The organism is Wenzhouxiangella sp. 15190 (assembly GCF_003417465.1).
Classification (GTDB): domain Bacteria; phylum Pseudomonadota; class Gammaproteobacteria; order Xanthomonadales; family Wenzhouxiangellaceae; genus Wenzhouxiangella.
In genome coordinates this window covers 168,468-193,757 of the sequence record NZ_QVMV01000007.1, presented here as the reverse complement: position 1 = coordinate 193,757, position 25,290 = coordinate 168,468, and the positions used below count along the sequence as shown (strand labels likewise).

Annotated in this window: 24 protein-coding genes; 12 read left to right on the top strand and 12 right to left on the bottom strand. The window is 65.3% G+C overall.

Translation table 11 applies throughout. From position 1 onward, the window contains the following. Nucleotides 1-66: 66 nt before the first annotated feature. Nucleotides 67-486: a CopD family protein gene (locus tag DZK26_RS02045; protein WP_116897303.1), complete on the top strand. Its 420-nt coding sequence runs from the start codon at nt 67-69 to the stop codon at nt 484-486. A gap of 283 nt (nt 487-769) precedes the next feature. Here DZK26_RS02045 and nudE read toward each other — a convergent pair whose 3' ends face one another. Genes nudE through gspG form a run of 10 tightly spaced genes read right to left on the bottom strand, consistent with a single transcriptional unit; the run spans nt 770 to nt 7,268 of the window. Beyond that, a complete protein-coding gene (nudE, locus tag DZK26_RS02040) occupies nt 770-1,333 on the bottom strand; it encodes an ADP compounds hydrolase NudE (RefSeq protein WP_116897244.1) in 564 nt (187 codons plus the stop codon). Next, the gene (locus tag DZK26_RS02035) at nt 1,330-2,091 is read right to left on the bottom strand and encodes an inositol monophosphatase family protein (RefSeq protein WP_404976174.1); all 762 of its coding nucleotides are present in this window, start codon (nt 2,089-2,091) and stop codon (nt 1,330-1,332) included. The genes nudE and DZK26_RS02035 overlap by 4 nt, the downstream gene beginning before the upstream one ends. A 35-nt stretch (nt 2,092-2,126) precedes the next feature. Next, on the bottom strand, nt 2,127-2,837 hold the full coding sequence (gspN, locus tag DZK26_RS02030) for a type II secretion system protein N (RefSeq protein WP_116897243.1): 711 nt from the start codon (nt 2,835-2,837) through the stop codon (nt 2,127-2,129). Continuing rightward, on the bottom strand, nt 2,830-3,312 hold the full coding sequence (gspM, locus tag DZK26_RS02025; protein WP_116897242.1) for a type II secretion system protein GspM: 483 nt from the start codon (nt 3,310-3,312) through the stop codon (nt 2,830-2,832). Before gspM ends, gspN begins: the two co-directional genes overlap by 8 nt. Beyond that, nucleotides 3,309-4,484 carry a type II secretion system protein GspL gene (gene gspL, locus DZK26_RS02020; protein ID WP_116897241.1) on the bottom strand — a complete coding sequence of 392 codons (1,176 nt, stop codon included), beginning with the start codon at nt 4,482-4,484 and terminating at the stop codon, nt 3,309-3,311. Before gspL ends, gspM begins: the two co-directional genes overlap by 4 nt. 2 nt (nt 4,485-4,486) lie before the next feature. After that, nucleotides 4,487-5,428, bottom strand: coding sequence for a type II secretion system minor pseudopilin GspK (gene gspK, locus DZK26_RS02015; RefSeq protein WP_116897240.1), 942 nt, complete (start codon nt 5,426-5,428; stop codon nt 4,487-4,489). Continuing rightward, complete coding sequence (gene gspJ / locus DZK26_RS02010; protein ID WP_116897239.1) at nt 5,425-6,006, bottom strand: type II secretion system minor pseudopilin GspJ; 582 nt, start codon at nt 6,004-6,006, stop codon at nt 5,425-5,427. Before gspJ ends, gspK begins: the two co-directional genes overlap by 4 nt. After that, entirely contained in the window at nt 6,003-6,362 is a 360-nt protein-coding gene (gene gspI / locus DZK26_RS02005; RefSeq protein ID WP_116897238.1) for a type II secretion system minor pseudopilin GspI, read from the bottom strand. Before gspI ends, gspJ begins: the two co-directional genes overlap by 4 nt. Then, nucleotides 6,359-6,859, bottom strand: a complete 501-nt coding sequence (locus DZK26_RS02000; protein ID WP_116897237.1) for a prepilin-type N-terminal cleavage/methylation domain-containing protein — start codon at nt 6,857-6,859, stop codon at nt 6,359-6,361. The genes gspI and DZK26_RS02000 overlap by 4 nt, the downstream gene beginning before the upstream one ends. Beyond that, a complete protein-coding gene (gene gspG, locus DZK26_RS01995; protein ID WP_116897236.1) occupies nt 6,831-7,268 on the bottom strand; it encodes a type II secretion system major pseudopilin GspG in 438 nt (145 codons plus the stop codon). Before gspG ends, DZK26_RS02000 begins: the two co-directional genes overlap by 29 nt. A gap of 79 nt (nt 7,269-7,347) precedes the next feature. Here gspG and DZK26_RS01990 point away from each other — a divergent pair, with 79 nt between their 5' ends. The 6 genes from DZK26_RS01990 (at nt 7,348) to DZK26_RS01965 (ending at nt 13,699) form a co-directional block, all read left to right on the top strand. After that, on the top strand, nt 7,348-8,079 hold the full coding sequence (locus DZK26_RS01990) for a 16S rRNA (uracil(1498)-N(3))-methyltransferase (RefSeq protein ID WP_116897235.1): 732 nt from the start codon (nt 7,348-7,350) through the stop codon (nt 8,077-8,079). Next, nucleotides 8,076-9,005 (top strand): 50S ribosomal protein L11 methyltransferase, encoded by a 930-nt coding sequence (prmA, locus tag DZK26_RS01985; protein ID WP_116897234.1) that lies wholly within the window; start codon nt 8,076-8,078, stop codon nt 9,003-9,005. Before DZK26_RS01990 ends, prmA begins: the two co-directional genes overlap by 4 nt. A 1-nt stretch (nt 9,006) precedes the next feature. Continuing rightward, a complete protein-coding gene (locus DZK26_RS01980; protein WP_116897233.1) occupies nt 9,007-9,864 on the top strand; it encodes a hypothetical protein in 858 nt (285 codons plus the stop codon). 51 nt (nt 9,865-9,915) lie between these two features. Then, on the top strand, nt 9,916-11,070 hold the full coding sequence (locus DZK26_RS01975) for a trans-aconitate 2-methyltransferase (RefSeq protein ID WP_116897232.1): 1,155 nt from the start codon (nt 9,916-9,918) through the stop codon (nt 11,068-11,070). After that, nucleotides 11,067-12,479: an MBOAT family protein gene (locus DZK26_RS01970; RefSeq protein ID WP_116897231.1), complete on the top strand. Its 1,413-nt coding sequence runs from the start codon at nt 11,067-11,069 to the stop codon at nt 12,477-12,479. Before DZK26_RS01975 ends, DZK26_RS01970 begins: the two co-directional genes overlap by 4 nt. Before the next feature lie 221 nt (nt 12,480-12,700). Beyond that, on the top strand, nt 12,701-13,699 hold the full coding sequence (locus DZK26_RS01965) for a hypothetical protein (RefSeq protein ID WP_117238625.1): 999 nt from the start codon (nt 12,701-12,703) through the stop codon (nt 13,697-13,699). Between the two features lie 185 nt (nt 13,700-13,884). On the opposite strand, the gene ppa is transcribed toward DZK26_RS01965, so the two are convergent. Beyond that, nucleotides 13,885-14,418 carry an inorganic diphosphatase gene (gene ppa, locus DZK26_RS01960; protein ID WP_116897229.1) on the bottom strand — a complete coding sequence of 178 codons (534 nt, stop codon included), beginning with the start codon at nt 14,416-14,418 and terminating at the stop codon, nt 13,885-13,887. 427 nt (nt 14,419-14,845) lie between these two features. Here ppa and DZK26_RS14230 point away from each other — a divergent pair, with 427 nt between their 5' ends. After that, complete coding sequence (locus DZK26_RS14230) at nt 14,846-15,136, top strand: hypothetical protein (RefSeq protein ID WP_181918270.1); 291 nt, start codon at nt 14,846-14,848, stop codon at nt 15,134-15,136. Between the two features lie 173 nt (nt 15,137-15,309). After that, entirely contained in the window at nt 15,310-17,331 is a 2,022-nt protein-coding gene (locus tag DZK26_RS01950; protein ID WP_116897228.1) for a sodium-translocating pyrophosphatase, read from the top strand. 322 nt (nt 17,332-17,653) lie between these two features. Here DZK26_RS01950 and DZK26_RS01945 read toward each other — a convergent pair whose 3' ends face one another. Then, complete coding sequence (locus tag DZK26_RS01945; RefSeq protein ID WP_116897227.1) at nt 17,654-18,361, bottom strand: M48 family metallopeptidase; 708 nt, start codon at nt 18,359-18,361, stop codon at nt 17,654-17,656. A gap of 224 nt (nt 18,362-18,585) precedes the next feature. Between DZK26_RS01945 and DZK26_RS01940 the strand changes: the two genes are divergently transcribed. The 3 genes from DZK26_RS01940 to DZK26_RS01930 all read left to right on the top strand — a co-directional run bounded on the left by DZK26_RS01940 (nt 18,586) and on the right by DZK26_RS01930 (nt 25,276). Further along, complete coding sequence (locus tag DZK26_RS01940; RefSeq protein WP_116897226.1) at nt 18,586-20,496, top strand: ATP-binding cassette domain-containing protein; 1,911 nt, start codon at nt 18,586-18,588, stop codon at nt 20,494-20,496. A gap of 83 nt (nt 20,497-20,579) precedes the next feature. Then, nucleotides 20,580-21,833 (top strand): metallophosphoesterase, encoded by a 1,254-nt coding sequence (locus DZK26_RS01935; protein WP_116897225.1) that lies wholly within the window; start codon nt 20,580-20,582, stop codon nt 21,831-21,833. After that, the gene (locus DZK26_RS01930; RefSeq protein WP_116897224.1) at nt 21,830-25,276 is read left to right on the top strand and encodes an AAA family ATPase; all 3,447 of its coding nucleotides are present in this window, start codon (nt 21,830-21,832) and stop codon (nt 25,274-25,276) included. The genes DZK26_RS01935 and DZK26_RS01930 overlap by 4 nt, the downstream gene beginning before the upstream one ends. The last annotated feature ends 14 nt before the right edge of the window (nt 25,277-25,290 follow it).

Here is a 25,290-nt window from a genome sequence, read left to right as displayed (position 1 = left end):
GTCAAGTTGCCCACCCACGCTGATTACTGGAGAATACCGGCCTCGATCATCTTTCAGGAGCCCCGCATGCGCTGGCTCGAGGCCTTCCATGTCGTCTTCGTCGTCACCTGGTTCGCCGGGCTTTTCTACCTCCCCAGGTTGTTCGTCTACGCCGCCGAGAACCCGGCCGGGCACACCTTCGAACTGCTCAAGATCATGCAGCGGCGGCTGCTCTACATCACCCACATCGGCGGCGCGCTGGCAGTGGGGTTCGGCCTCGCGACCCTGATCGGCGAACCCTGGCACCTGAGCACCGGCGGCTGGATGCACGTCAAGCTCGCGCTGGTCGCCGCCCTGATCGGCTACCACGTATGGTGCTGGCGCCTGGTACAGGTCTTCGCCCGCGGCGAGAACAGCCACAGCTCGAAGTGGTACCGGGTGTTCAATGAAGCACCGTCAGTACTCCTGATCGCGGTCGTCGTGCTGGTGATCGTCAAACCATTTTGAGTTCGCTGGTTCGCTGGTTCGCTGGTTGGCTGGTTGGCTGGTTGGCTGGTTGGCTGGTTGGCTGGTTCGGCAGCCGATCGGTTTGCGGGGCGGCTTCGCCGCGTTCGATGACGGGCGCCCTGATCACCTCTCGGATGATGCCTGGGCTAACGCGGCGCAGCCGCACTGCAAGGCGGGCAGTTACCGAACTAGCAAACCAGCAAACAAGCCAACCAGCCAACAAGTCGCCCACGGCGACCAGCGCCAACGAGCCTCGGCCCGGTAGAAACCGGCAGGGCCGCCGTCAGCCGCCGGCCAGCATGTCCCTTGCCATGTAGAGCGCTGCGATGGTGCGACCTTCGGTGCAGTCTTCGCGGCGGATGAGCGAGATCAGGTCGTTCATCGGCCACTCGACCACCTCGATGTCCTCGGGCTCGTCGCCGGGCAGACGCGACTCGTAGAGGTCGCGGGCCAGAATGATGTGCGTGCGGTGGGTCATGTACCCGGGTGCGAGCGTGAGGTGGCCCAACTCGGTCAGCGAGCGTGCCCCGTAGCCGCATTCTTCCTGCAGCTCTCGGTTGGCGCCCTCGGCATAGGTCTCGCCCGGCTCGAGCCGCCCCTTGGGCAATCCCAGTTCATAACGGTGGACGCCGCAGGCATATTCCCGGATCAGCAGGACATGGTCGTCGTCAGGCATCGCGACGACGATCACCGCACCGACACCGCGGCTGATCAACCGCTCGTAGGTACGGCGCTCGCCATTGGCGAATTCGAGGTCGAGCTGCTCCACCCGAAACAGGTCGGCCGGACGACGTTCGCGCCGGTCGTGGATGATCGGCAGGGGGCGGGAAGATTCACGATCCTTCATGAACGTGAGGATAGCAACTGGCGATGCAGTTCGGGGCAGGCCGCCAGCACCGAGGTGGTCTCCAGGCTCGGCGCCAGCCCGTCCAGGTCGGTCAGGACGCCGCCGGCCTCTTGCACGATCACCGAAACCGCGGCGATATCGAGGATGTTCACGTCGCTTTCGACGACCACGTCCTGCCCGCCGTCGGCCAGACGATGGTAGGAATAGAAATCGCCGTAGCCGCGCGAGCGGGCCGCGCGCGACACCAGCTCGCCCACCCAGGGCCAGCCGGCGCCGCGGGCGAGCGTACGCAGGTTGCCGAAACACACGTCGGCGTCCTCGAGCCGCTCGATCGAACGCACCCGCACCTGCCGGTCGTTGATGAAGGCACCCCGGCCTTGCAGGGCGCGGACCCGTTCACCGAAGGTCGGTGCCGAGGAGACACCCAGCACGAGTTCACCGTCGATCATCAGGGCGATCTGCGTGGACCAGAACGGCAGTGAACGGATGAAACTGCGTGTACCGTCGATCGGATCGATCAGCCACAAGTAATCGCTGTCGCCTTCCCGGCCGTATTCCTCGCCAAACAGGGCATGCTCGGGAAAACGTTCTCGGATTATTTCGCGGATGGCCTGCTCGGCTTCCCGGTCAGCGACCGTCACCGGGCTTTCGTCGGACTTGAGTTCGACTTCGAGCTCACGCCCGAAATGGCGCATGGCGATTTCGGCGGCGGCGTCGGCCGCCGCCAGCGCGGTCTGCATGGCCTGGTCGAGATCGATCACGGACTACACTCCTCTTTCGAATTCCCTGCCGGCTACCAACCCAGCGCGCCGCTGAGCTGGACACGGACCTGGCCGTCGGGCTGGGGTTCGCCCAGCCAGGCGATCTGGCGCAGCAGCTCCGGCCGGTCGGCGCTGGCGCGCAGCCACAGATCCACATCGTATCGCTCCGCACCCAGCTCGATACCGCCGCGCACCTGGATGGCGCCCGACTCGGTGGACTCGACCCGGGCACGCTGGCCCTGCTGCCGGGAATCGAGCCGGACGGTGATCTCACCCAGCGATTCCTGCACCGCCCCCTCCAGGCGCGCATCGCGCCAGACCAGCCGGCCGTCGATCTCCGGCGGCTGACCTTCGGCGATCAGCGCACGGGCCACGTCAAGCTCGACATGCCCGCGTGGCCTGGCATTGACCATCCAAAGCCGCGCATCGAATCGATTCATGTCGATCGTGCCCGTGACCGCGGTCAACTCGGTCGCACCGGTATTCAGCCGCCACTGGCCGTCCAGTTCAACGCCGTCGCCGCGCGCCTGCCAGGACCAATCGCGGCCGCTGTCCCAGCGCCAGTTCACGTCCAGCGGGGCAAAACCGGGCTGTTGCCACACGGCCTCGCCACGCCACAGCGTGCCCTGCACATCGCGTACTTCCTCGCCCACATCCAGCCGGGGCACGACCACGCGCGCCGGCAGCGTGACGACAATGACCAGGGGCACCGCCAGGAGGATCAACCAGAGAAGTTTACGCATTGCTTATAAGAGTGACCCGAACGTTGACCTGCCCCTCATCGCCGGTCGTGTCGACCTGTAGCTGATCGACCTGTACCGGCCGGCTGCGCGAAAACGCCTCGAGCCAACCCATTACTTTGACAAAGTCGGCCCCCTCGAGCCACACGCGTACTTCATCATCACCGGTCGGCTCGATTCGCGCCATGGCACCGGCCAGCCCGGCGGCACGCGCCGTCTCGTCGGCCAGGCCGAGCAGGGACCGCCCGTCCAGGTCGCGGCTGGACCGGCTGTTCTCGCGAAGTCGCTCGGCCATCGGAGCCACGGTCTCAAGCCAGTTGAGCAAGGCTTGTTGCTGAGCGATGCGCTCGCGCTCGGCTTCGCGCGCCTCGGCCAGCGGTTCCCAGATCCAGACGTAGACCAGGGCGACGACCAGCACCAGGCCGGCCAGGCCGATCAGACGCCGCTGCCTCGGCTCGAGCTGCTGCCAGGCATTCATGCGCCACCTCCACGGCTGATGCGAATGCGGCCGCTGGCACCCTGTTCGTCCAGGCTGGCGGTCTGCACCTCGGCGGAAAGATCGAGCGCGCGCAGACGCTGCTCGAGTTGGTCGAGGGCGGCCACGTCGGGCGCTCGCAGCCCCAGTTCCAGCACGCCGTCACGATAATCGAGACTGTCGAGCTGAATCTGGGCCTGGCCGTCGATGACCGGGGCGACGCGATGCATCAGATCGAGCAGGCCGGCGGCCTGCCCGAATCGCAGCCGGGCGAGTTCGCGTTCGGCCTGGGCCTTCGGGCGAACAATGCGCCCGACATCCGGAAACGCCTGTTGGAATTGTTGCTCGATGGCGGTCTCGAGTTCCGCGGAACGCTGGCCGAGCTGATAGCGCTCCAGCGCGGCATGCCCGATGATCAATACGACCGCAACGGCGGCAAGGATGGCCGTCCAGCGCCATCGCGATCGTGTCGTTGCTGCGGAACGCGGTGCCCAGGATCCGGCCAACAGGTTCAGGTCGACGGAATCAGCCTGTCGCACCAGGATGGCCGGCAGAGGCTGGCCGTCGCCGCGGTCGGCCGCACCCCGCAGGTCGACCCAGTCGGGACGCTCGCCGCCGTACCAGTCCCACTCGGTGTCGGCCGGCGCCACCGAATCGACCATGTCGCCGGCCAACTCGGCATCGAAACTGGTAAACGACCAATCGCCCCATCGCACCAGGATGCGGCCGTCGTTTTCGGCCAGGCTGACGCGACCCGGCTGCCAGGGCAGGCACAGCGCATCGGGCAGCATGCGTTCGGCCTCGACGTACTCGAGCCGTGCGGCAAGATCGGCCATGACTGCGTTGGCGATGCTCACGCAGCAAAGCTGGCCGGCATCGTCGCGCGGCCCCGCCACCACGTGTTCGTCCTCGGCGCTGCCGGCCAGATGTTCCTCGGCCGCCCAGCGCATGGCCTGCTGCAGTTTGTGCCCGCGCAGCGGCGGCAAGTCCAGTTTCAGACCCAGGCAGCGCGAGGCATCGAGCAATACGATCGCCGGCCGATCGAGCGGCCAGTCGGGTTCGGCGGGATCGCAACCACCCGAGTCCGTCACCCTGGAACCACGGTCGACTTGCGCCCAGGACCATTGTGATCCGGCGGCATGGATGACCAGCCTTTCCGAGCGCGCTCGCGCCATGTTCAGGGCACCCCCTGGCTGAAACGACGGAAGCCATCATAACCTGCCGCCGAGCCGTTCATCAGGCGGAAATAGTCGCGCTCGACGCCGTCGATGACCACCCGCGCCTGGGCCACGTACCAGCGGCTGCGGATGGCCAGGCGAATGCGCTCATCGGGACGAATGACCGGCGCGACCAGAGGGTGCTCGACAAAGCGCACCGGATCGGAATACGGTCCATCGGCAACCACCCGTCGGGCCTGTTCGACATCGAGCTCGGCGATCACGGCAGCCAGCACTTCCGGCCGCGCCGTATTGACGTTGATTCGCAGTTCGGGCTCGGGCAGTGCGACAACCAGCGGGGAAAGCTTGTGCCACGCAGCCTCGTCGACGCTTCGCAACCAGCGTAGTTCACTGGCGTTGGCCATCAGTACGCCGGCGGTCCGGTAGGGCGGATCCTGGCGGGCATACCAGTCGTTGGCCGCGCTGCCCGGCCGGGGCATCACCGCCCCGTCGAGCCAATCGGCCAGTTCGTCGGCGATAATCGGATTGAGATCGAGTTGCTCGAGCAGACGGCGGAAGGCCTCGCGTGCCTCGTTGGCCGTCGCGCCGTCCGGGTGCGCCAGCGCGTTGAGATTGAACAACGCGCCCTGGTCGATGAGGCGACCCTGAACCATGCCCCCGGGCACATCGAACGGGGCCGTCCAGCTACCGTCGAGCGCCGATGAGCTCGCCCCCTCGGCCATGGCCTGCTCGAGCAATTTTCCGGCCAGCACCGACATGCCCCGGGCGTATTGCCAGGAACGTTCGGTGGCCAGCAGTGCCTCGCTGCGGGCCAGCGAGCGCTGGCCGCGTTCGAGCATTACCGTGGCGATCACGGCGGCGAGTGCGGCGGTGATGAGCGCAATCAGCAGCGCGCTGCCGCGCTGTCGTTCATGAAACCCCGGAACAGCGATCGATTTCATTTCAGCACCACCACGCGGCGCACCCGGCCGAAACGACGCGTGTCGATCACTACCTCGATGGCCGACGGCAACCTCGCCAGTGCTTCACCGGGCGGCCAGCGCTCCTGCCAGCCTCCGGTGTCGTCGCGATAGGAAAAGCTCAGCGACTCGATCTCCGGCAGGACGGTTTCGGTCATCGCCTGGCTGTCGGACACGCGATCGGTTACCGGCCAGCGGATACGCTGCAGTTCGCTACCGGCCATCTGCCAGCCGAAGCGCTGCAGGGTGGATCGTTTGACGTCGGCGGGATTGCTCCAGCCCGAGCGCGTTGCCGACAGGCTGCGTGGTTGCCCGGACAGCGCGGGCTCGGTACGGCCGGCGGCCGCGGCTACCGGCCTTGCGGCCAGCTGGCGCAGGTCGGCATCCAGCCGGGCGACGGCGACCTGCAGTGCGCCGAAATCCTCGCTGCGGTCGCGATGGCCGCTGGCGGCACGGCTGAGTGCGTCCAATGCGACATAGGCGCTGGCCGACAGGATACCGAAGACCACCACGGCCACCAGAACCTCCACCAGGGTGTAGCCACGAACTCGCCCGTTCATGGCGCCAGGAACCCGGTATGCATGACCACCGGCGAACTGCGTTGCGGCGCGTCGTAGACCGCGACGTCGACGCGCAGCAATTCACCGCCGGGTGCGGGCTGAATCAGCATCTCCCAGTACCAGGTGCGTTCGCCCATGTCCGTACTGCCCTGTCGCTGTCCGGTCGAGACACCGGCCTCGAGTTGCAGTTCGGCCAGGGCATTGTCGGCCACCCACAGCGCCCAGGTCCGCTCTTCCAGCTCACCCTGGCTGTCGAGCACCTGGCTGCCGGCCCGACCCAGCGCGGCCACCGCCACCGCCACCACGACCAGGGCAACGAGCACTTCCAGCAGCGTAAAGCCGGCCGATCGCCTCATTGCCGGTTCTCCAGCGCCAGCTGACCGGCGGGATCGCCGGTCAGTGCCGCGGTTTGGCCGGCCAGGCGAAGTTCGAGATTGAAATCGGTCATCTCGCCCAACGGCTGGCAAACCAGCTGCGGCGCGTCCGGTTCGGCTTCCAGCGCCACGGCTCGGTCCTCGACGACCAGGTCGAGATCGACCGAGCCCTGCCAGGCGCGCGGTCGGGCGACCTCATCATCCGGCAACGGCGCCCAGCCGGAGCCGGTGGACTGCCAGAAATCATAGCCTTCTGAAGTCAGACGAACGCCGCGCGGCTTCGACTGAAACAGCGCCTGCTCGCACTGGTAGTCGATCAATGCGGCCAGGCGATCGAGCTGCTCGACCGGCTCGGCGCCCGAACGCCAGGTTCCCAGCCGAAGAATCACCAGCGAGGCCACAATGGCGGCAATGGTCACCACCACCAGCACCTCGATCAGGGTGAACCCACTAGTCCTGCCAGTTGCCGATCTCTGCATTATTGCCCTCACCGCCGGACGTACCGTTGGCCCCGAACGACCACACGTCGATCTCGCCGTGAACACCCGGGTTGAGGTACTGATACTCGTTGCCCCAGGGATCGGTGGGCAAGTTGTCAATATAGCCGCCCTCTTTCCAGTTGGGCGCCGGAGGCTGTCCCGAAGGTGGACGAACCAGGGCCTCGAGGCCCTGCTCGGTCGACGGATAATTGAAGTTGTCGAGCTTGTACATATTGAGCGCCGTGACCAGGGCCTGTACGTCCTGCCGGGCCTTGGTCACGCGGGCCCGCTCGGGCTCGTCCATGACGCGCGGCACCACGACCGCGGCCAGAATGCCGATAATGACGACCACGACGAGAATTTCGATCAGGGAAAAACCGCTGTGAGCGCGCTTGCTGATGGTGTTCATGGTTGTTTCGGGGCTGTTGCTGCCAGTTGGGGCCCCATCATACGCGCAAACGATTTGCCGGCAAGATGAGTAGAAGCTGATGCGCAGGATCCGTATTTACACCGAACAGGCGCTCGAGACGGAGCGAACGGTCGAGCTCGAGCCCGGGCCTTCGCGGCACCTGGTCCGGGTGCTGCGGCAGCGAAAAGGATACCCGCTGGTCCTTTTCAACGGTGACGGTCATGAATACTTCGGCACAATCACCGCCACCGGGCCGGGTGATCACTGCAGCGTGGCGATCGAACGCCGCATCGAAGTCGACGTCGAATCGCCCCTGTCGATCGACCTGGTACAGGCCGTCGCGCGTGGTGACCGCATGGACTGGTGCATCCGGAAAGCCTGCGAGCTGGGCGTGACGGGAATCCGGCCGGTGTATACGGAACGCACCGAGGTGCGGCTGGAAGGCAAGCGCGCCGACAAGCGTCAGCGTCACTGGCAACAGGTGGCCGTCGCCGCCTGCGAACAAAGCGGGCGAGTCCGCGTACCCCCGATCGAAGCGCCCGTCAAACTTACAGAATTGAACTGGCCGCCGGGCCGACGACTGCATCTCGACCCGCTGGCCGAAACCGCCCTGAGCCGCATCGAGCCGCCCGATCAAGACGGCTTCATACTGGTAATCGGGCCGGAAGGTGGCCTGACCGAACAGGAAATGAGCTGGCTCGAACGACAGGGCAGCACCGGTACCCGCCTGGGCCCGCGGGTATTGCGAACCGAAACCGCGGGGCCGGCAGCGATCGCCGCCCTGCAGACCGTCCTTGGAGACTGGCGATGAACGAACCATCCGATTCCCCGCGCTGGCTACAGGTACGCGTGACCGTCGACGAGCCGAGCGTCGACGAGGCCGAAGCCGCGCTGTCGGAGGCCGGGGCCCATGCGGTGAGCCTGCTCGACGCCGCTGACGTGCCGGTACACGAACCCGAGCCCGGCAGCACGCCGATGTGGCCGCAGACCATCGTCGAGGGCCTGTTCGACGCCGACGTGGACCGATCGCTCATCGGCGACGCCCTGGCCGAGGCCGGGCTCGGTGAAGCAACGGGCAACCTGCGCTTTAACGAACTCGTCGAGCAGGACTGGGAGCGGGCCTGGATGGATCGCTATGAACCGATGCGTTTCGGCAGCGACCTGTGGATCTGCCCGTCCCATCTCGAGCCCGACCCCGACTGGCCGCTGGTAATCAGGCTCGATCCCGGGCTGGCCTTCGGTTCCGGCACCCACCCGACCACCGCTCTTTGCCTGGAGTGGATCGATTCGATGAATATCGACGGCAAGGACGTGCTCGATTTCGGCTGTGGCTCGGGCGTGCTCGCCATTGCCGCGGGCCTCAAGGGCGCCGGCCGGCTGGTGGCGGTCGACCACGACGCGCAGGCCCTGCTGGCCACGGAGGAAAATGCCCACCGCAACGGCCTCGACGGCGAGATCGAATGCCTGCTGCCGGAAGCCTTCGAGCGTCAACCGGAGGACCGAAAGCATTTCGATCTGGTGCTGGCCAATATCCTCGCCGCGCCACTGGTCGAACTGGCGCCAAAGCTGGCCGCCTGCCTGCGCCCCGGTGCCACGCTGGTGCTCTCCGGCATCCTGCCCGAACAGGCCGAGTCGGTGATCGAAGCGTACGCCGATCTGGGCCAACCGATCGACTACAGCGAACGGGACGAATGGGTCAGACTGGTCTTTTCACGCCGCGCGAGCGAGGAACGATAGCGTGCGGGCATTGACCTGGCTGCATCACCAGTTCGCGGACCTGCTGAGCGATTTCGTTCTGCCGGGGCTGGCAGCGCTCCTGCCGCAACGATGGATGAACCGTTTGCTATGGCAAGCAGCCGGCCTGGCGTGGCTGTTTCCCGACAGTGCCCAAGCGATCGAGCCGAGCGAAAACGCCTGTTTCGGAGAGGTTTCCGACCTGCGTCGGCGGTGGGCCTGGACCACCCTCGTGGAAGCGGCACAAGCCTGGCGCCTCATCTTCGGATTGCGTCCCCGCCTGACGGTCAACGGGCACTGGCCTCAAGAGCCCGGTTTCATCGCAGCGGGAATGCATTACGGCACCGGGATCATTGCGCTCTGGCATCTGCGCCATTGCGGACTACGGCCGCGTTTCGTCTTCCGGCCCGTGGCGCGGAACGATCTGCCCGGCCGGCCGGTGAAACGGGCCTGGTACCGATTGCGGACCCGCCTGATCAAACAACTGTGCCCGAATGGGCCGATCACCACCGGCGGCGCCAGCCAGCGAATCAGTCAGGCGCTCCACGAGGACCGCTCGACGCCGGTGCTGCTTTTCGACACGCCCACACAGGAACCAGGCGACTGGTGCATGCGCGTCGGTCAAGCTGAAATACCGCTGCGATCCGGCGGGGCCAGGCGCTTCGGCCAGACCGGAACCCCCGTGGCCTTCTTCGTCGTCACCGTCAACCCGGACACGGGGGAAAGCGAACTGGCCATCACCCGACTGGATCCCCATCGCCCGGTTCAGGAACAGGTCATGGAGTACATGGAACAGGCCATGAAGCACGATCCCGGACAATGGCTTCTATGGCGCGGCGTCGAAGGACTCTTCCGGCACTGATCGGTGATAGCATTCCGCGTCAGTCCGACGCGCCGCAGACACTTCCCGGCCATGTCCCAATCTCTTTCGCCCGAACTGATCGAAGCCGCCCGCCGGGCCCAGCGCGACGAACGCCTGGCCGGGACCCTGGCCGCCCAATGCCCGGAATTGCAGGCAGACGGACTCGATACCCTCGTTCATCCCGAATGCCAGATGCTGGCCCACTCCCTGAAGACGCACGGTGACGCCAACCTCGCCGTCAGCCAGTACTTCGCCGTGGCCCTGCAGCAGTACCGGGTCGTGCGACAACTCATGGAGCGGCTCTTCATCCAACCCGACCGGATCGAGTTCCTGGACTTCGCCTGCGGCTACGGCCGCCTGCTGCGCTTCCTGGTGCATCGCCTTCCCCACGAATCCATCCATGCCGCCGAAATCCAGCACGATGCCGTCGAGTGGGTGCGGCAGCGTTACGGCATCCACGCCCTGGCCTCGAGCGCCGTCCCGGAAGATTTCGATCCCGGCCGGCGATTCGACATGGTCTGGGCCGCCTCCCTGTTCTCCCATCTGCCCGACGAGCTGTTCGGCCGATGGCTGCAACAACTGGGCGACTTGCTGGACGCCAACGGCGTGCTGTGCTTCAGCGTGCACGACGAGGCGACGCTGCCAGCCGACATGTCGGTATCCGACGATGGCGTGCTCTACATCGCCGGCAGCGAGAACGCCGACCTCGATCCGGCCATTTACGGCACGACCTTCGTCAGCCAGGCTTACGTCGAGCGCGCAATCCGCACCCGCCTCGGCACCGATACCGCCATAAAGCGCCTGCCGCGTCTGCTCGCCCACGAGCAGGATGTCTACGTCGTCGCAAAGGACCACCGCGATCTTTCCGTACTCGACGGCTTTCGCTACGGCACCCGCGGCTGGCTGGATGAACTGCACATCGACGACGAGGCCGGCACGCTGTGGCTGGCCGGCTGGGCCGGCTCGCTGGATGCCGCGCCCTTCGACTGCGTCGAGATTGGTCTCGACGATCGGGTGCACCGCCAATCCGTCGGCGAGCCGCAGCCAAAGGTGGCCGAAGTCCTCGGCCGGCCCGGCCTGGCTGACAGCGGGTTCTCCTGCACCCTTCCGTTGCCGCAATCACCGGCCCCGTGGCTGTCGCTGAGCGCCGTGGCCGAAGACGGTGAGCGCGCCCTGATCTATGCCGGCCGACTTCATCGTCGATGACTTTCGATTCACTGACCTTCGCGCTGTTCATCGTCGCGCTGTGGGGCCTGGTCGGGCTGTCGCGCGGCTGGCGGGTACGCAAGCTGGAACTGCTTGCGGCCAGCTACCTCTTCTATGCCGCCTGGAACCCGGTCTTCATCTGGCTGCTGGTGGTCTCCACCGTGGTCGACTGGAATGCGGCCAAGCGCCTTCACGCCAGCGAGAACCCACACCGCCGCAAGGCCTGGCTGCTGCTGTCGGTGGTCGTCAACCTCGGCCTGTTGAGCTGGTTCAAGTACGCCGACTTCTTCATCGCCAACTACAACCAGTTCGCAAGCTGGCTCGGTCTCGCCGCGTTCCAGGCACCGCTGATCGATGTCGTGCTGCCGATCGGCATCTCCTTCTACACTTTCCAGACCCTGTCCTACACCTTCGACGTCTACCGGCGACGCATCACGCCCGGCGACGACTTTGCCGACTACGCCCTGTACGTGAGCTTTTTTCCGCAACTGGTGGCCGGGCCGATCGTGCGCTACGAGCAGTTCGCCGGGCAGCTTGCCAGCCCGCGTCACATGACAGCGGCGAACCTGGAGACCGGCACGGCATTGATGGTAGCCGGCCTGTTTCTGAAAACGGTGCTGGCCGACAGCCTGTTCGCACCGGTGGTCGACTCGGGGTTTGCAGCGGCCGACAGCATCGGCACCCTGGCCGCCTGGTCGAGCATCACCGCCTTCAGCGGCCAGATTTACTGCGACTTCGCCGGCTACTCGCTGTGCGCCATCGGCGCGGCGCGGGTGTTCGGCTTCGTACTGCCCAAGAACTTCCACGCCCCCTACGCCGCGGTCGGCTTCTCGGACTTCTGGCGTCGATGGCACATCACCCTGTCGACCTGGATCCGCGACTATCTCTACATCAGCCTCGGTGGCAGCCACCACGGCCGTGCCCGCACGCTGGGCAATCTGATCGTCGCCATGGGCCTGGGCGGGCTATGGCACGGGGCGGCCTGGACCTTCGTGCTCTGGGGCCTGGCCCACGGCCTGTGGCTTGTCATCGAACACGCCCTGCGGCCGCTTGGCAATCACTTGACCTGGCTGGGCAACCGACTGATGCAGCCGGTGTGGATGGCTGTCACCTTTGTCGTCGTCACGCTGACCTGGGTGCTGTTCCGCGCCGAAAACCTGCCCCAGGCCGGCGCGTTCTACCGGGCATTGCTGACCGCCTCGGAATCGGCCATGACCACTGCCGGCTGGCTGGCCCTGGCCGCCATGGCCGGACTACTGGCCTGGCATGTCGCCATACGACGAATCGAGATCGAAGGGGTCTACACCCGCCTGGCCGTGCCGGCACGCGGCGTAATGATCGGCCTGCTGCTGACCGCCGTGCTGCTGAGCCCCGGTGAGAACCGGGCGTTCATCTACTTCCAGTTCTGACCTGACGAGCCTCTGCAAAACTACTGCGCGACCGCCTGACGGCGTCCGGCAGCGTAGGCAGAGTAGCTTTGGCGGCTTTCCGAAGGAAAGAAGCCAGAGCGGAACGACGTAAAGCGCGTGCTCAAAATCCTCATGTATTTGCATATACACTGCGGTTTCTCCGCTCCGGCGGCCACCATCAGACGATCGCTCGCTACGTTTTGCAGAGGCTCTTTCTGTCCGTGACTGGTAAAGCGCAAGCCATCGCTGTCATCGTTATCGCCGGACTGGTCGCCGCCGCCGCTGTGGGGGGCTGGGAATGGCTCTGGCGCGAGCGCGGCTTTACGCCGGCACTCTACGACGACCGCGACCTGTGGGCGGCCCATCGCCACCGGGTGGTGAACGTCGACCAGGCGCACAATTTCACCGTTATCGGCGCCTCGCGCATCCAGCTGGCCTTCTCGACCCGGGCCTTCGAAGACACCCTGCCGGATTGGGAAGCCACCTTGCTGGCAATCAACGGCCATTACCCGGTCGCGGTGCTCGAGGACCTGGCGGCGGACGAGGATTTTGCCGGTGTGCTCATGGTTGCCGTCGACGCGCGCGGCCTGGCCCACTGGCACCACGACATGAGTTCGCCCTGGGTGCGTCACTATCACCGCGATTTCGGGCCGCAACGGCGCATCGAACGCCGCCTGCTCACGTTCCTGCAACAAAGGCTGGTCGTCGTCGGCAGTCCCTTCAACCTGGTTCGTCGGCTGGAAGGCTGGATCGAGAATCAGCCACCACCGAAGAGTTACACGACCCTGGAGTCCGACCGAACCATCGCCGCCGACTACGAACAGGCCGACGTGCCGGGACTGCGCGAGCATTTCACGCAAGCGCTGGCTGCCGACTACGAAGCGCATCCGCCGCCCTCGCCGGGGCGCTGGTTGAGCGACCTGGAGCGGATCGAGCAAGCCGTATCGACCATCCAGGAGCGCGGCGGCCGAGTGGTCTTCCTGCGTATGCCCACCGCCGACAGGCACTGGCAACTCGACCGGGAAAACTATCCGCGCGAGCGTTACTGGGATCGGCTGGCCGAGGCGACCAGCGCGACCACCATCCACTTCCAAGACCATCCGGAACTGGCGAACCTGGAACTGCCGGACACCTCCCACATCGACCAGAGCGACCGCGCGAGATTCACCCGGGCACTGGTCGATATCCTGAATGAACACAAGGTCCTGCCCCAGCGTTAATTTTCAAATTCCAAGCACCAATTCTCAAACAAGGACCAATGTTTCAATGACCGAATGATCAAAACATGGCCCCAGGCTTTCGAAGCGCCCCGGTTCGTTTCGGTCATTTGTAAATTCGGTCATTGAGATTTGTTTGAAAATTGGTGCTTGGAATTTGGAATTTCAGAGCCCCACCACCGCCTCTGCTACTCGCCCTTCCCGAACGCCTCTATCGCCTTCATGATCTCACCACGCGCCTCGTCCGGCCCATGCCATCCGAGCACTTCCACCCACTTGCCGATCTCCAGATCCTTGTAATGGCTGAAGAAGTGGCGAATATTGCGCCGGCTGAACTTGGCCAGATCATCAATCGACTGGATGTCCTCATGCAGCGGCGAGACCTTTTCGATGGGCAAGGCGGCAATCTTGACGTCGCGCCCGGCCTCGTCCGACATCTCCAGAAAACCGATCGGCCGACAGCGGATGATTGACCCCGGCAGCAACGGCACGCGGATGAGCACCATCACATCGAGGGGATCGCCGTCCTCGGCCAGGGTGTTGGGCACGAAGCCGTAATTGCACGGATAGCGCATTGCCGTGGCCAGCAGCCGGTTGACGTGGATGCCGCCGGTCGCTTTGTCGACCTCGTACTTGACCGGCGGGCCATCGAGCGGAATCTCGATGATGGCGTTGAAGTCGTCAGGCGGATTGACGCCTGGCGGGATGTCGTTGACGTTCATGGATGGCGCCTGCTTGCGGAAACTGCAGTCGCGATTATACCCATCCTCGCTAAAGGCTCGGCCGGCGGCACCTTTAGAGGGAAGCTCCTTAACGAAGACGGCGGCGGCGGAGCACTGATTGGCGCATTCTCCTGCTGGCGTTTGGCTCGGGTTCCGACTCACCCTTCGGCTCCGGCTCCGGCTCCGACCCCGACCCTGACTCCGACTCCGACTCTGGCTCTGGCTCTGGCTCTGGCTCTGGCTCTGGCTTTGGCTCTGGTTCTGGCTCTGGTTCTGGTTCTGGTTCTGGCTCTGGTTCCGGCTCTGGTTCCGGCTCTGGTTCTGGCTCTGGTTCCGGCTCTGGCTCTGGTTCTGGTTCTGGCTCAGGTTCCGGTTCCGGCTCTGGCTCTGGTTCCGACTCTGGCTCCGGCTCGGGATTGAGCAACGAGTGACCATCGACAGCCACATCACTCACCGACTCAACGCCACGAATACTCGAAAGTTCGTTGATCAAGTATTCTGGATCGCCGAATTCTGCTCCGCTTTCGGCTTTCAACCGAATTACATGGCCAGACTCACCTTCAACAAAGCGGTGCTTTTCAAACTGCAGACCAGCACGATTAATGGCGGAGATAGCGGCGGCGAGAATGCCCGTCTTGCGGGCGAGCGACAGTGTGATGACAACGTCAGCCATGTCGGGTCGATCCCTCTGTTTCTATTCTGGATTTTGTCGTTCTGATCCCGAGTCGCATGCACCGATCGGACTGGCTACGACCACGGGGAAGCGGCAGAGTATAGCAAGAAACGCGGTTTTTCCTTACAATTACCCGGTTTTGCGGGCCCGCGCATCCTCGTCGGGACCGCATGCTCGCGCTTTTTCCGCCAAAAACGCCTGTATTTTCGGGAGAAAACATGAACCAGTTGATGATCCCCCCGGTGCTCGGGGTCGTGGGCCTGATCGTGGCCTTCATTCTCTATCGCGTGGTGATGCGCTATCCAGCCATGGAGGGCAAACCCAGTGAGATCGCCTTGTTGATCCAGCAGGGCGCCTCGGCCTTCATGCGCCGCGAACTGACGCTGATCGGCCTGTCGGTCGCCGTCATCTTCGTCGCGCTGTCGGTATCCGGCCTCGGCATCCAGACCGCCATCTCCTTCCTGGTCGGCGCCATCTGCTCGGCCGCGGCCGGATTCTTCGGCATGATCGCCGCCACCCGCGCCAATGTCCGTACGACGACGGCCGCCCATGAAAAAGGTGTCGCCAGCGCTCTGAGCGTGGCCTTCTACGGCGGCTCGGTGATGGGGATGCTGGTCGCCTCGCTGGGCCTGCTCGGCCTGGGCACCCTCTACGTGGTCTTCGGCGCCGATCCCGAAACGGCCCATCGCATTCACGGCTTCGGCATGGGCGCCAGTGTGGTCGCCCTGTTCTACCGTGTCGGCGGCGGCATCTTCACCAAGTCGGCCGACGTCGGCGCCGACCTGGTCGGCAAGGTCGAGGCCGGCATTCCCGAGGACGACCCCCGCAACCCGGGCGTGATTGCCGACAATGTCGGCGACAACGTGGGTGACGTGGCCGGCATGGGTTCGGACATCTTCGAATCATACTGCGGCGCCATGATCGCCACCGTCGCGCTGGCCACCGTGATGGTTCAGCAGGCCGGCGGCGGTTACGTCGAAGGCCTGGGCGAAGGCTCGGCCATCATGGCCTTGCCGCTGCTGCTTTCCTCCCTGGGCCTGGTGTGCTCCATCGGCGCCATCATTCTGGTGCGTGCCTCCTCGGGCAGAAGCCCGGAAGTGGCGCTTCGCACCGGCACCATGTCGGCAGCCATCGGCTTCATCGTGCTGGCCTTCTTCCTGATCAAATACCTCGGGATCGAGACGGGCGTGTGGTTCGCCGCGCTGATCGGCGCCGTCGGCGGCATCGTCATCGGCCTGTCGACCGAGTACTTCACCGCCGGCAAGCCAGTGCGGGACATCGCCCGCGCGGGTGAAACGGGGTCGGCCACCGTGATCATTGCCGGCCTGTCGACCGGTATGCGCTCGGTCGTCATTCCGATCCTGTCGATCTGCGCGATGATCTTCGTCGCCAATGCCTCGGCCGATCTCTACGGCGTAGGCATCGCGGCAGTCGCCATGCTGGCCACCGTCGGCATGACCATGGCGATCGACGCCTACGGTCCCGTCGCCGACAACGCCGGCGGCATCGCCGAGATGGCCGGCCTGGGCGAGGAAACGCGCAAGATCACCGACTCCCTCGACGAACTGGGCAACACCACGGCGGCGATCGGCAAGGGCTTCGCCATCGGCGCCGCCGCCATGGCCGCGCTGACCATCATCTCGGCCTATATCGCGGAGGTCGCCCATCGCCTGCCCGGCTTCGCGCTGGAGATCTCCGACCCCAACGTGCTCATCGGCATGTTCATCGGCGGCATCTTCCCGTTCCTGGTCGCGGCCATCACCATGACCGCCGTCGGCGACGCGGCCTTCGAGATGATCCAGGAAATCCGCCGCCAGTTCCGCGAGATTCCGGGGCTGCTCGAAGGCAAGGCCGAACCGGATGCACCGCGCTGCGTCGACATCGCCACCACCTCGGCGATCAAGCGCATGCTGCTGCCGGCCGCACTGGCCGTGCTCGGACCGGTCGTCATCGGCTTCGGCCTGGGCGCCGAGGCACTGGGCGGCATGCTCGGCGGCGCCCTGCTGGGCTGTGTGCTGCTGGCGCTGACCATGGCCAATGCCGGCGGCGCCTGGGACAACGCCAAGAAGCACGTCGAGAAGGGCAACTTCGGCGGCAAGGGCTCGGAAGCTCACACGGCCAATGTCGTCGGCGACACCGTGGGTGATCCGCTCAAGGACACCTCGGGCCCTTCGATGAACATCCTGATCAACGTCATGGCCATCGTCAGCCTGGTGATTGCACCACTGCTGTCGCACTGATTGCTTCAGCTTCAGTGTTGTGCATTAGAAACGCGGCCGCTGGCCGCGTTTCTTTTATCGGGGATTGGTCGATGCGGAACAGGGGGAATGTAGCGCGTCAGAAAATTCCAAATCTCAAGCACCAAATTTCAAACAAATTCGAATGACCGAAATTCCAATGATCGAAACGGGGCCGTGCCCCGCCGTGAGTGGCTACCGGCCCTCGAAACTTACCGTCTTCGAGAATCACTCAGACGAAGCCGGGGTTTGTTTGGATCATTTGATCATTGGTCATTGAGATTTGTTTGAAAATTAGTGCTTGGTACTTGGTCATTACCGACGATCAGCTTGCCGTCACCCAGTCCGGAAGTCGATTCCAAACGATCTTGAGCTCCCGCATTCGTTGCCGGTAGTCGGGGCAGAGTTCGCCGACGCGTTGCCAGAAGCGTGGCGAGTGATTCGGGTGCTCGAGGTGGACGAGTTCGTGGATTAGAACGTAGCGGCAGGCTTCGGGGGAGCAGAAGAGCAGCCTGGCGTTGAGTGAGAGGTTGCCATTGGACGAACAACTGCCCCAGCGCGATTTCTGGTTGCGGAAACTCACCCGGCCGTAGTTCATGCCGTGCATTTCGGCCAGGTCATCGACCCGGGACGTCAGCGTCTGGCGGGCCCTTTGTTTCAGCCAGTGTTGCAGCCGGCCGGCAACGGCCTCCCTCGTTTCGTTCGGCGGCAGGTGCACCAGCGACCCGGGATTGACCCCGTCTCCCCGCGGCACGTTCCCATCCGGGTTGCCATAAACCACACCCCAAACCTCCCCGACCGCCGGCAACTCGATCCGCTCCGGCCACATCCCGCATACTTTCGGGTCGCGCGCCTCGCGCTGTCGCGCCAGGCGCTCGCGAACCCGCGCCACCCATGCGTCCTGCCCCTGAACGAAACGATCAATATCGCTACGCCGCACGCCCTTCGGTGCCGTGACCACCAGTGCACCGTCACGGTCGACACGCAACTTCAGGCGGCGGGCGCGGGGGTGATGGCGGAGACGGTAAGACATTGGGAGGTTTCAGGTTTCAGGTTTCAGGTTTCAGGGTTCCGGGTTCCGGGTTCCGGGTTCCGGGTTCCGCACTTGGAAAGGATGGCACTGCGATACCATACCGGCAAGTTCGGTTTTGGCGTCTCCGATTTTGTCCCTTGTTTTTACTGAAACCTGAAACCTGAACCCTGAAACCTTTTCTCAAATGCCCCCCTGACCGACTTCCACACCACGCGTAGAGACGCATGATTCACCTGTCAAACATCACGCTTCGCCACGGCCCCGAGCCCCTGCTCGAAGACGCCTCTGCAACGATTCATCCCGGCCAGAAGGTCGGGCTGGTCGGCGCCAACGGCAGTGGAAAATCGAGCCTGTTCAGCCTGCTTCTCGGCGAAATGTCCGTTGACCAGGGCGAGGCTTCGCTGCCCGACGACTGGACCATCGGCTATATGGCCCAGGAGATCGACGACCTCGACAGGCCCGCAATAGAGTACGTAATCGACGGCGACCAGCGCCTCAGGGAAGCCGAAGCCATGCTGGAAGCGTCGGAAGCGAATGGGAACGGCCACGCCATCGCCGAAGCGCACGCCCAGCTGGACGAGGCCGGCAGTTATACGGCGCGCTCGCGAGCCGGTTCGCTGCTCAACGGGCTGGGCTTCGCATCCGAAGCGCATGAAAAACCGGTGGGCAGCTTTTCGGGCGGCTGGCGCATTCGCCTGAGCCTGGCGCGGGCCCTGATGACACCGTCGGATCTCCTGCTGCTCGACGAACCCACCAACCACCTCGACATGGAAACCGTCGTCTGGCTCGAGAGCTGGCTCAGGCGTTTCGAGGGCACCCTGGTGGTGATCTCGCACGACCGCGACTTTCTCGACAATGTCGTCGATCGCATCGTGCACATCGAACACCGCCAACTGAACACATACACCGGCGGCTACAGCGACTTCGAGCAGCAGCGCGCCGAACGTCTGTCCCAGCAGCAGGCGACCTTTGAAAAGCAGCAGCGCCAGATCGCCCACATGCAGAAATTCGTCGACCGCTTTCGTGCCCAGGCGAACAAGGCGCGCGCGGCCCAGAGCCGGCTCAAGGCGATCGAACGCATGGAAAAGGTCGCACCCGCGCATGCCGACTCGCCCTTCGACTTCGTCTTTCCCGAGCCGCCGCGCGCGTCCAACCCCCTGGTTCATCTCGATGAGGTGCGATTGGGCTACGGCGAGACGGTCATCCTCGACGGCATTTCGACCAGCCTGGCACCGGGCGATCGCGTCGGGCTGCTCGGTCTCAACGGTGCCGGCAAGTCGACCTTCGTGCGCGCCCTGGCCGGCGAACTGGAACCCATGGCCGGTCAGATCACGCGCACACGCAATCTCAGAATCGGCTACTTCGCCCAGCACCAGCTCGAACAACTTGACTCGGCGGCCAGCCCGGTCACGCACCTGCAGCGTATCGCCCCCGACGAGCGCGAGCAGAAGCTCCGCGATTTCCTCGGCGGATTCGATTTTCGCGGCGATATGGCCACCGCTCCGGTCGGCCCCTTCTCCGGCGGCGAGAAAGCTCGGCTGGTGCTCGCCCTGCTGGTCTGGCAGGCGCCCAACCTGCTGCTGCTCGACGAACCCACCAACCACCTCGACCTGGACATGCGCCACGCCCTGACCGTCGCGATGCAGGGCTTCGAGGGCGCCGTGGTGACCGTCTCCCACGACCGCCACCTGCTGCGCAACACCGTCGACGACTACTGGCTGGTCGCCGACGGCGGTGTGCGCCGATTCAAGGGCGACCTCGACGACTACCGGCGCTGGCTGGCCGAGCGCTCAAGCGCAACGGACGGACTCGCTTCCTCGAGTCCGGAGAATCCAACGCCGCACACCGCTGGCGCCCGCAAGGCCAGGCGTCGGGACCAGGCCGCCCGCCGGGCGCGCATCAAACCACTGCAAAACCGCGTCGACAAGCTCGACCGCCAGCTCGAGAAGACCAACCGTGCGCTGGTCGACATCGAGTCCGAACTGGCCGATTCAGGTCTCTACGAAGAAGAACAGGCCGACCGGCTGCAACAGTTGCTGGCGCGCCAGGCCGAGCTCAGACAGACGCTCGAGTCGATCGAGAGTGAGTGGATGGAAGCCGCCGAGGCGCTCGAAGCCGAACGGGCTACCGACTGATTCACGTCAGCCGTCCGGATTCGATCTTGTCGCTCCTTCGCGAATCCTTTATGTTGAACCGTCGTTTCTGAGGGCCCCGACACGTGACCACGCTGCTTGCCATCGGTGACATGCACCTGGGACGCCCGCCCGCGGCGATTCCCGAGGATCTGCGTGGCCGTCGCGGCGAGCTGGGTCCCGAGGTAGCCTGGTCGAGGTCCGTCGACGAGGCGATTCGCCGCCAGGTCGATGCCGTGATCCTGGCCGGCGATCTGGTCGACCACCGCCGGGATTTCTTCGTTGCCTACGGCCAGCTCAAGGCCGGCGTGGAAGAACTCGCCGCGGCCGGCATCCGCATTCTGGCCGTCGCGGGTAACCACGACACCGAAATCCTGCCGCGACTCGCCGGTGAAATCGAGCATCTGGAATTGCTGGGCCCGGACGGACAATGGCAGACGCAAAAAGTCGACAAAGTCACCATCCTGGGCTGGTCCTTTCCGCGCCCGCAGGTTCGCCACAGCCCACTGGAAAGCCTGTCCGTGACGCAGAAGGGCACCGTCATCGGCCTGCTTCACTGCGATCTCGACCAGGTCGACAGCCCCCATGCCCCGGTCAGCCGACGCGAACTCGAGGAGGCTCCGGTGAACGCCTGGCTGCTGGGCCACATTCACCGCCCCGACAATCTCGACGAAGACCGGCCGATCGGCTACCTCGGCTCGATCTCGGCATTGCGCGCATCCGAAACCGGTCAGCGCGGTCCCTGGCTGGTGCAGATCGAGGGCCGGGACATCGCCGTCGACCAACTGCCGCTGGCGCCGCTGCGCTACGAAGCGCTCGACATCGACTGCAGCGAACTCGAAGACGCCGCCGAACTGGGCGAAACGGTGCTGAACGCCGCGCGCGAACGCCTTCGTCCCCTGGCCGAACATGATTGCCCCCCGACGGCGGTCGGTCTGCGCATCACCTTGACGGGACAGACGCCCGCTGCGGCAAGCCTGGGTGCGGCCGCTGCCGAGCTGGCCGCCGATGGTCGTTCCTGGGAAGAGCACGGCATGGCCTGTTTCGTCGACAAGATCGAGTCGCTCGTCGTGCCCAGGCTGGACCTGAAACGCCTGTCGCGCCAGACCGATCCCAGCGGTCTGCTGGCGCGCCGCCTGCTGGCGCTGGAGTCACCCGGGGACGAGGAGTACCAGCGACTCGTCCGCCTGGCGCGGGAATCCATGTCACCGGTGCTGCGCGCCCGCGAGTTCCGCGATCTCGAGAGCGAGCCCGATGACGCTGCCATCGCCGCCTGGCTGCGCCGGGCCGGACGACTCGCCCTGACCCGCCTCGTCGCCCAACGCGAGGAAACGGGATGAAGCTCGAGCGGATCGACATTCGCAGCCTGGCTGGGCTGGAGGGGCCGATCTCGATCCGGTTCGAGCCCGACGCGATCAATTTCATCACCGGCCCCAATGCGTCGGGCAAATCGAGCATCGTGCGCGCGGTGCGCGCCCTGCTCTACCCGGAACTCACGCCCGGTTTCTGTCACATTCATGCACGCTGGCGCGTCGGCGATCACACACTCGAGTGCGAGCGCCACGGCGAGCAGGTCACCTGGCTCGAAGGCACCGAACCCTCCCCGCCACCGTCGCTGCCGGGCAGCGAAAGCATCGGCGCCTACCTGATCAGTTCCGAGGACCTGGCCCGCTTCGGCGACACCGACGCCCATATCGCCGCCCAGATTCGTACGCTGCTGGCCGGCGGCTACGACCTCGACGCCGTCCTTGACGAGCCACCTCTGGCCCGCTCTCCGCGACCGCAGAAGCGGGCCCGGGAACTGGGCGAGCTGAGCCGGGCGATCGAGGACAAGCAGGACGAATACGCCGACCTGCAGGACGAGCTCGACACGCTCGACGCGCTGCAGCGCGAACTCGAGGAAACCGGACTCGCCGCCGATGAGCTGCGCGCCTGCGAGGACGCGCTCGCCCTGGCCGACGCCATCGCCGCCAGGAATGCGCTCGAGAATACGCTCATCGAGGAATTCGCCGGCGGCATGGACCGCCTGCGCGGCGACGAACTGACCCGGCTAGACCAGATCGAGGAGCAGATCGCCCAGCGCCGCAAGGACCTGGGACTGACCGAGGAGGCGCTCAAGGCCGCGGAGGAACGACTGAGCGCCGCCGGCGGCGTCGACCCGCAGCAGCTCGAGGCGGTACAGGCGGAACTGGCCGACCGGCGCGACGAACTGGCCGAAATCGAGCGCAGAATCGATCAGCACGCTGCGGCGATGGACCAGGCCATGCGCCAGCGCAAGACCGCCGGCGAACGCTTCGGAAGCCTGAATGCCGACGCCCAGCCCGAACTACCGCTGGATCAGATCGAGGACTTCGAACGGCAAGTCGATCGCGTGCTCGATCAGCGCGAGAAGGTACGCTCGATCAGCGCCGAACTGGCGCGGCTGCATGTGCCACGATCGAGTACCGCCGAGTCGCCCGAAACCCTGCGCCAGGCTCGCGACGCCCTGGTGGATTGGCTGGAGCACGCCCGCCTGAGCGGCCTGGAAGGTCTACTCTGGGGCGGGCTGACGCTGGCCGGCGCGATGGCCGGCTGGCGCCTGCTCGGACCCCGGGCGATCGAACCTTTTGGCGAACTGGTTCTGCTGGTCCTGCTGGCCGTCGGCGTACCGGCCTTCATGCTCGGTCGCTTCGTCATGCGCTTCAGGTATCTGGGCACCGCACGGACCCGTTTTCTGGAGACCGAGGCGGAGCCACCCCTGGGCTGGAGCGAGGAAGAAGTCGAAACCCGACTCGAGCGGCTCGAGCAGGAACTCGAGTCAGCCAACAGCCGGCAGGTGCAGCACAACCACGCCAGTGAGCTCCGGGAACGGCTCAACGAGGAACGCACACGGCTCGAAGAAGCGCGCGCGAAGCTGCAGGCAACCGCCGATTCCCTGGGCCTGAGGCCGGAAGCGCGGCTGGAGACGAGCTTCCTGCTCTGGGTCCGGCAACTTCACGACTGGCAACAGGCCGACCGCGCGGTGGCGCAATACCAGCACGAACTCGAACACGACCGCGCGGCCCATGCCAAGAGCCGCAACCAGGCGGCTGAACTGCTCAAGCGCTACGGCTTCGACGAAATCGAGAATCTATCGAGTCGCAACCTGGCGAGCGTGCTGCACCAGCTCGCCCCGCGCATGCGCACAAATGCCGAGCTGCACAACGAAATCCAGGGGCACCGCAATCGTCTGGGCGAACTGGAAGCCGACATCGAAATGCTGCAGCAGCGCCACGACCAGGTGTTCGAGCAAGCCGGCATCGAGCCTGGCGCCCGCGACACGCTGATTCAGCGCATCGAACAGCACGAGGAATGGCGTCAACTCGAGCAGCAGCGCCGCGATCGCTCGCTGGAAGTGTCCCGTCTCGAGCAGAAACTCGACGCCGACAAGGAACTGCTCAATCAGGCCCGGGAACAGCAGCGGGAAGCCCTGGCCCAGCGCCGCGAGGCGCTGGCCGAGAAAGCCGAGCGCCGCGACGAACTCAACCGGCATATCGCCACCATCCATACCCGGCACGAGGACCTGGTTCGCCGTCGGGAACTGCAGTCGCTGACCGGCGAATTCGAGCAACAGCGCAAAGCCCTGGCCGACGAGTTCGACCAGCACATGCTTGCCGCCGCCGGGCAGACGCTGATCGAGGACGTGCGCATCGCGCACCAGGCCGACAATGAACCGGCCGCCCTGAGGCGCGCCGCCCACTGGTTCGAGCGCTTCACCCACCACCGGTATCAACTGCGATTTCGCGGCGAACGGTTCGAGGCCTTCGATGCCCGCGCCGATCAGCCGCGCTCGCTGGCCGAGCTTTCCACCGCCACCCGCACCCAACTGCTGCTGGCCGTCAGGCTGGCCTGGATCGAGCAGGCCGAGCGCAATCGAGAACCGCTACCGGTATTCATGGACGAGGTGCTGACCACCTCCGACCCGGACCGTTACCAACTGGTCGTCCAATCGGTACAGGAGATCGCCGCCGGCGGGCGCCAGATGTTCTACCTGACGGCGCAAAGCGACGAGGCCACGGCCTGGGCGGCCTGGGTCGACAAGGGCCCACAGCCGCACACCGTCGACATGGCGGAAGTCCGCCGCGGCCAGATCGAACCGCTGAGGCTGTCCATGCCGGCCGGCGAACGCCGCAAGCGCGAAGTGCCCGAGCCGGGTAAGCGTTCTCCGGAGGATTGGGCGCGCGAGGCCGGCATCGGACCGATCAGGCCCTGGCTGGGAACGGGCATGATCGAGGTGTTCCACCTGCTTCACGACGACCTGGCGCTGGCCGCGCGCCTGATGCGTCTGGAACTGTCGCGCGTGGGCGAGCTGACGGGCTTTCTCGACAGCAGTGACGACAACGAAATGCTCAACGCCGGCGAACATGACATGCTCGAGCGTCGCTGCAACGCCGCGGCCCTGATTCTCGACGACTGGCGCACCCGCCATCACCGACCGGTGGACGCCGGCGCCCTGGCCGCCTTCGGGCAGATCACCGACACTTTCATGCCGCGGGTGCTCGACCTGCTCGAAGAAGTCGATGGCCACCCGCAGGCACTGATCGAAGGCCTGCGCCAGGGCCGCGTCAGCCGATTCCGTACCGACACGACCGACTCACTGGAACAGTGGCTTTCCGACAATCGCTATCTCGCCAGCCGAAGCGAAGCCCCCTCGATCACCGCCGCCGAACTGGCCAGCCGCACTGGCCTGAGCCCGGAAGAAGCCGCCGAATTGCGCGAGTGGATCGTCAGCGCCATCGACGATCCGCTCCCAAACAATACCTAACTAACCGGTAGCGA

Bases quoted from the DNA above. Each gene is read 5' to 3' on its own strand.
- DZK26_RS02045 (WP_116897303.1), top strand. From the start codon at position 67: ATGCGCTGGCTCGAGGCCTTCCATGTCGTCTTCGTCGTCACCTGGTTC.
- nudE (WP_116897244.1), bottom strand. From the start codon at position 1,333: ATGAAGGATCGTGAATCTTCCCGCCCCCTGCCGATCATCCACGACCGG.
- gspN (WP_116897243.1), bottom strand. From the start codon at position 2,837: ATGCGTAAACTTCTCTGGTTGATCCTCCTGGCGGTGCCCCTGGTCATT.
- gspM (WP_116897242.1), bottom strand. From the start codon at position 3,312: ATGAATGCCTGGCAGCAGCTCGAGCCGAGGCAGCGGCGTCTGATCGGC.
- gspL (WP_116897241.1), bottom strand. From the start codon at position 4,484: ATGGCGCGAGCGCGCTCGGAAAGGCTGGTCATCCATGCCGCCGGATCA.
- gspK (WP_116897240.1), bottom strand. From the start codon at position 5,428: ATGAAATCGATCGCTGTTCCGGGGTTTCATGAACGACAGCGCGGCAGC.
- gspJ (WP_116897239.1), bottom strand. From the start codon at position 6,006: ATGAACGGGCGAGTTCGTGGCTACACCCTGGTGGAGGTTCTGGTGGCC.
- gspI (WP_116897238.1), bottom strand. From the start codon at position 6,362: ATGAGGCGATCGGCCGGCTTTACGCTGCTGGAAGTGCTCGTTGCCCTG.
- DZK26_RS02000 (WP_116897237.1), bottom strand. From the start codon at position 6,859: ATGCAGAGATCGGCAACTGGCAGGACTAGTGGGTTCACCCTGATCGAG.
- gspG (WP_116897236.1), bottom strand. From the start codon at position 7,268: ATGAACACCATCAGCAAGCGCGCTCACAGCGGTTTTTCCCTGATCGAA.
- DZK26_RS01990 (WP_116897235.1), top strand. From the start codon at position 7,348: ATGCGCAGGATCCGTATTTACACCGAACAGGCGCTCGAGACGGAGCGA.
- prmA (WP_116897234.1), top strand. From the start codon at position 8,076: ATGAACGAACCATCCGATTCCCCGCGCTGGCTACAGGTACGCGTGACC.
- DZK26_RS01975 (WP_116897232.1), top strand. From the start codon at position 9,916: ATGTCCCAATCTCTTTCGCCCGAACTGATCGAAGCCGCCCGCCGGGCC.
- DZK26_RS01970 (WP_116897231.1), top strand. From the start codon at position 11,067: ATGACTTTCGATTCACTGACCTTCGCGCTGTTCATCGTCGCGCTGTGG.
- ppa (WP_116897229.1), bottom strand. From the start codon at position 14,418: ATGAACGTCAACGACATCCCGCCAGGCGTCAATCCGCCTGACGACTTC.
- DZK26_RS01950 (WP_116897228.1), top strand. From the start codon at position 15,310: ATGAACCAGTTGATGATCCCCCCGGTGCTCGGGGTCGTGGGCCTGATC.
- DZK26_RS01945 (WP_116897227.1), bottom strand. From the start codon at position 18,361: ATGTCTTACCGTCTCCGCCATCACCCCCGCGCCCGCCGCCTGAAGTTG.
- DZK26_RS01940 (WP_116897226.1), top strand. From the start codon at position 18,586: ATGATTCACCTGTCAAACATCACGCTTCGCCACGGCCCCGAGCCCCTG.
- DZK26_RS01930 (WP_116897224.1), top strand. From the start codon at position 21,830: ATGAAGCTCGAGCGGATCGACATTCGCAGCCTGGCTGGGCTGGAGGGG.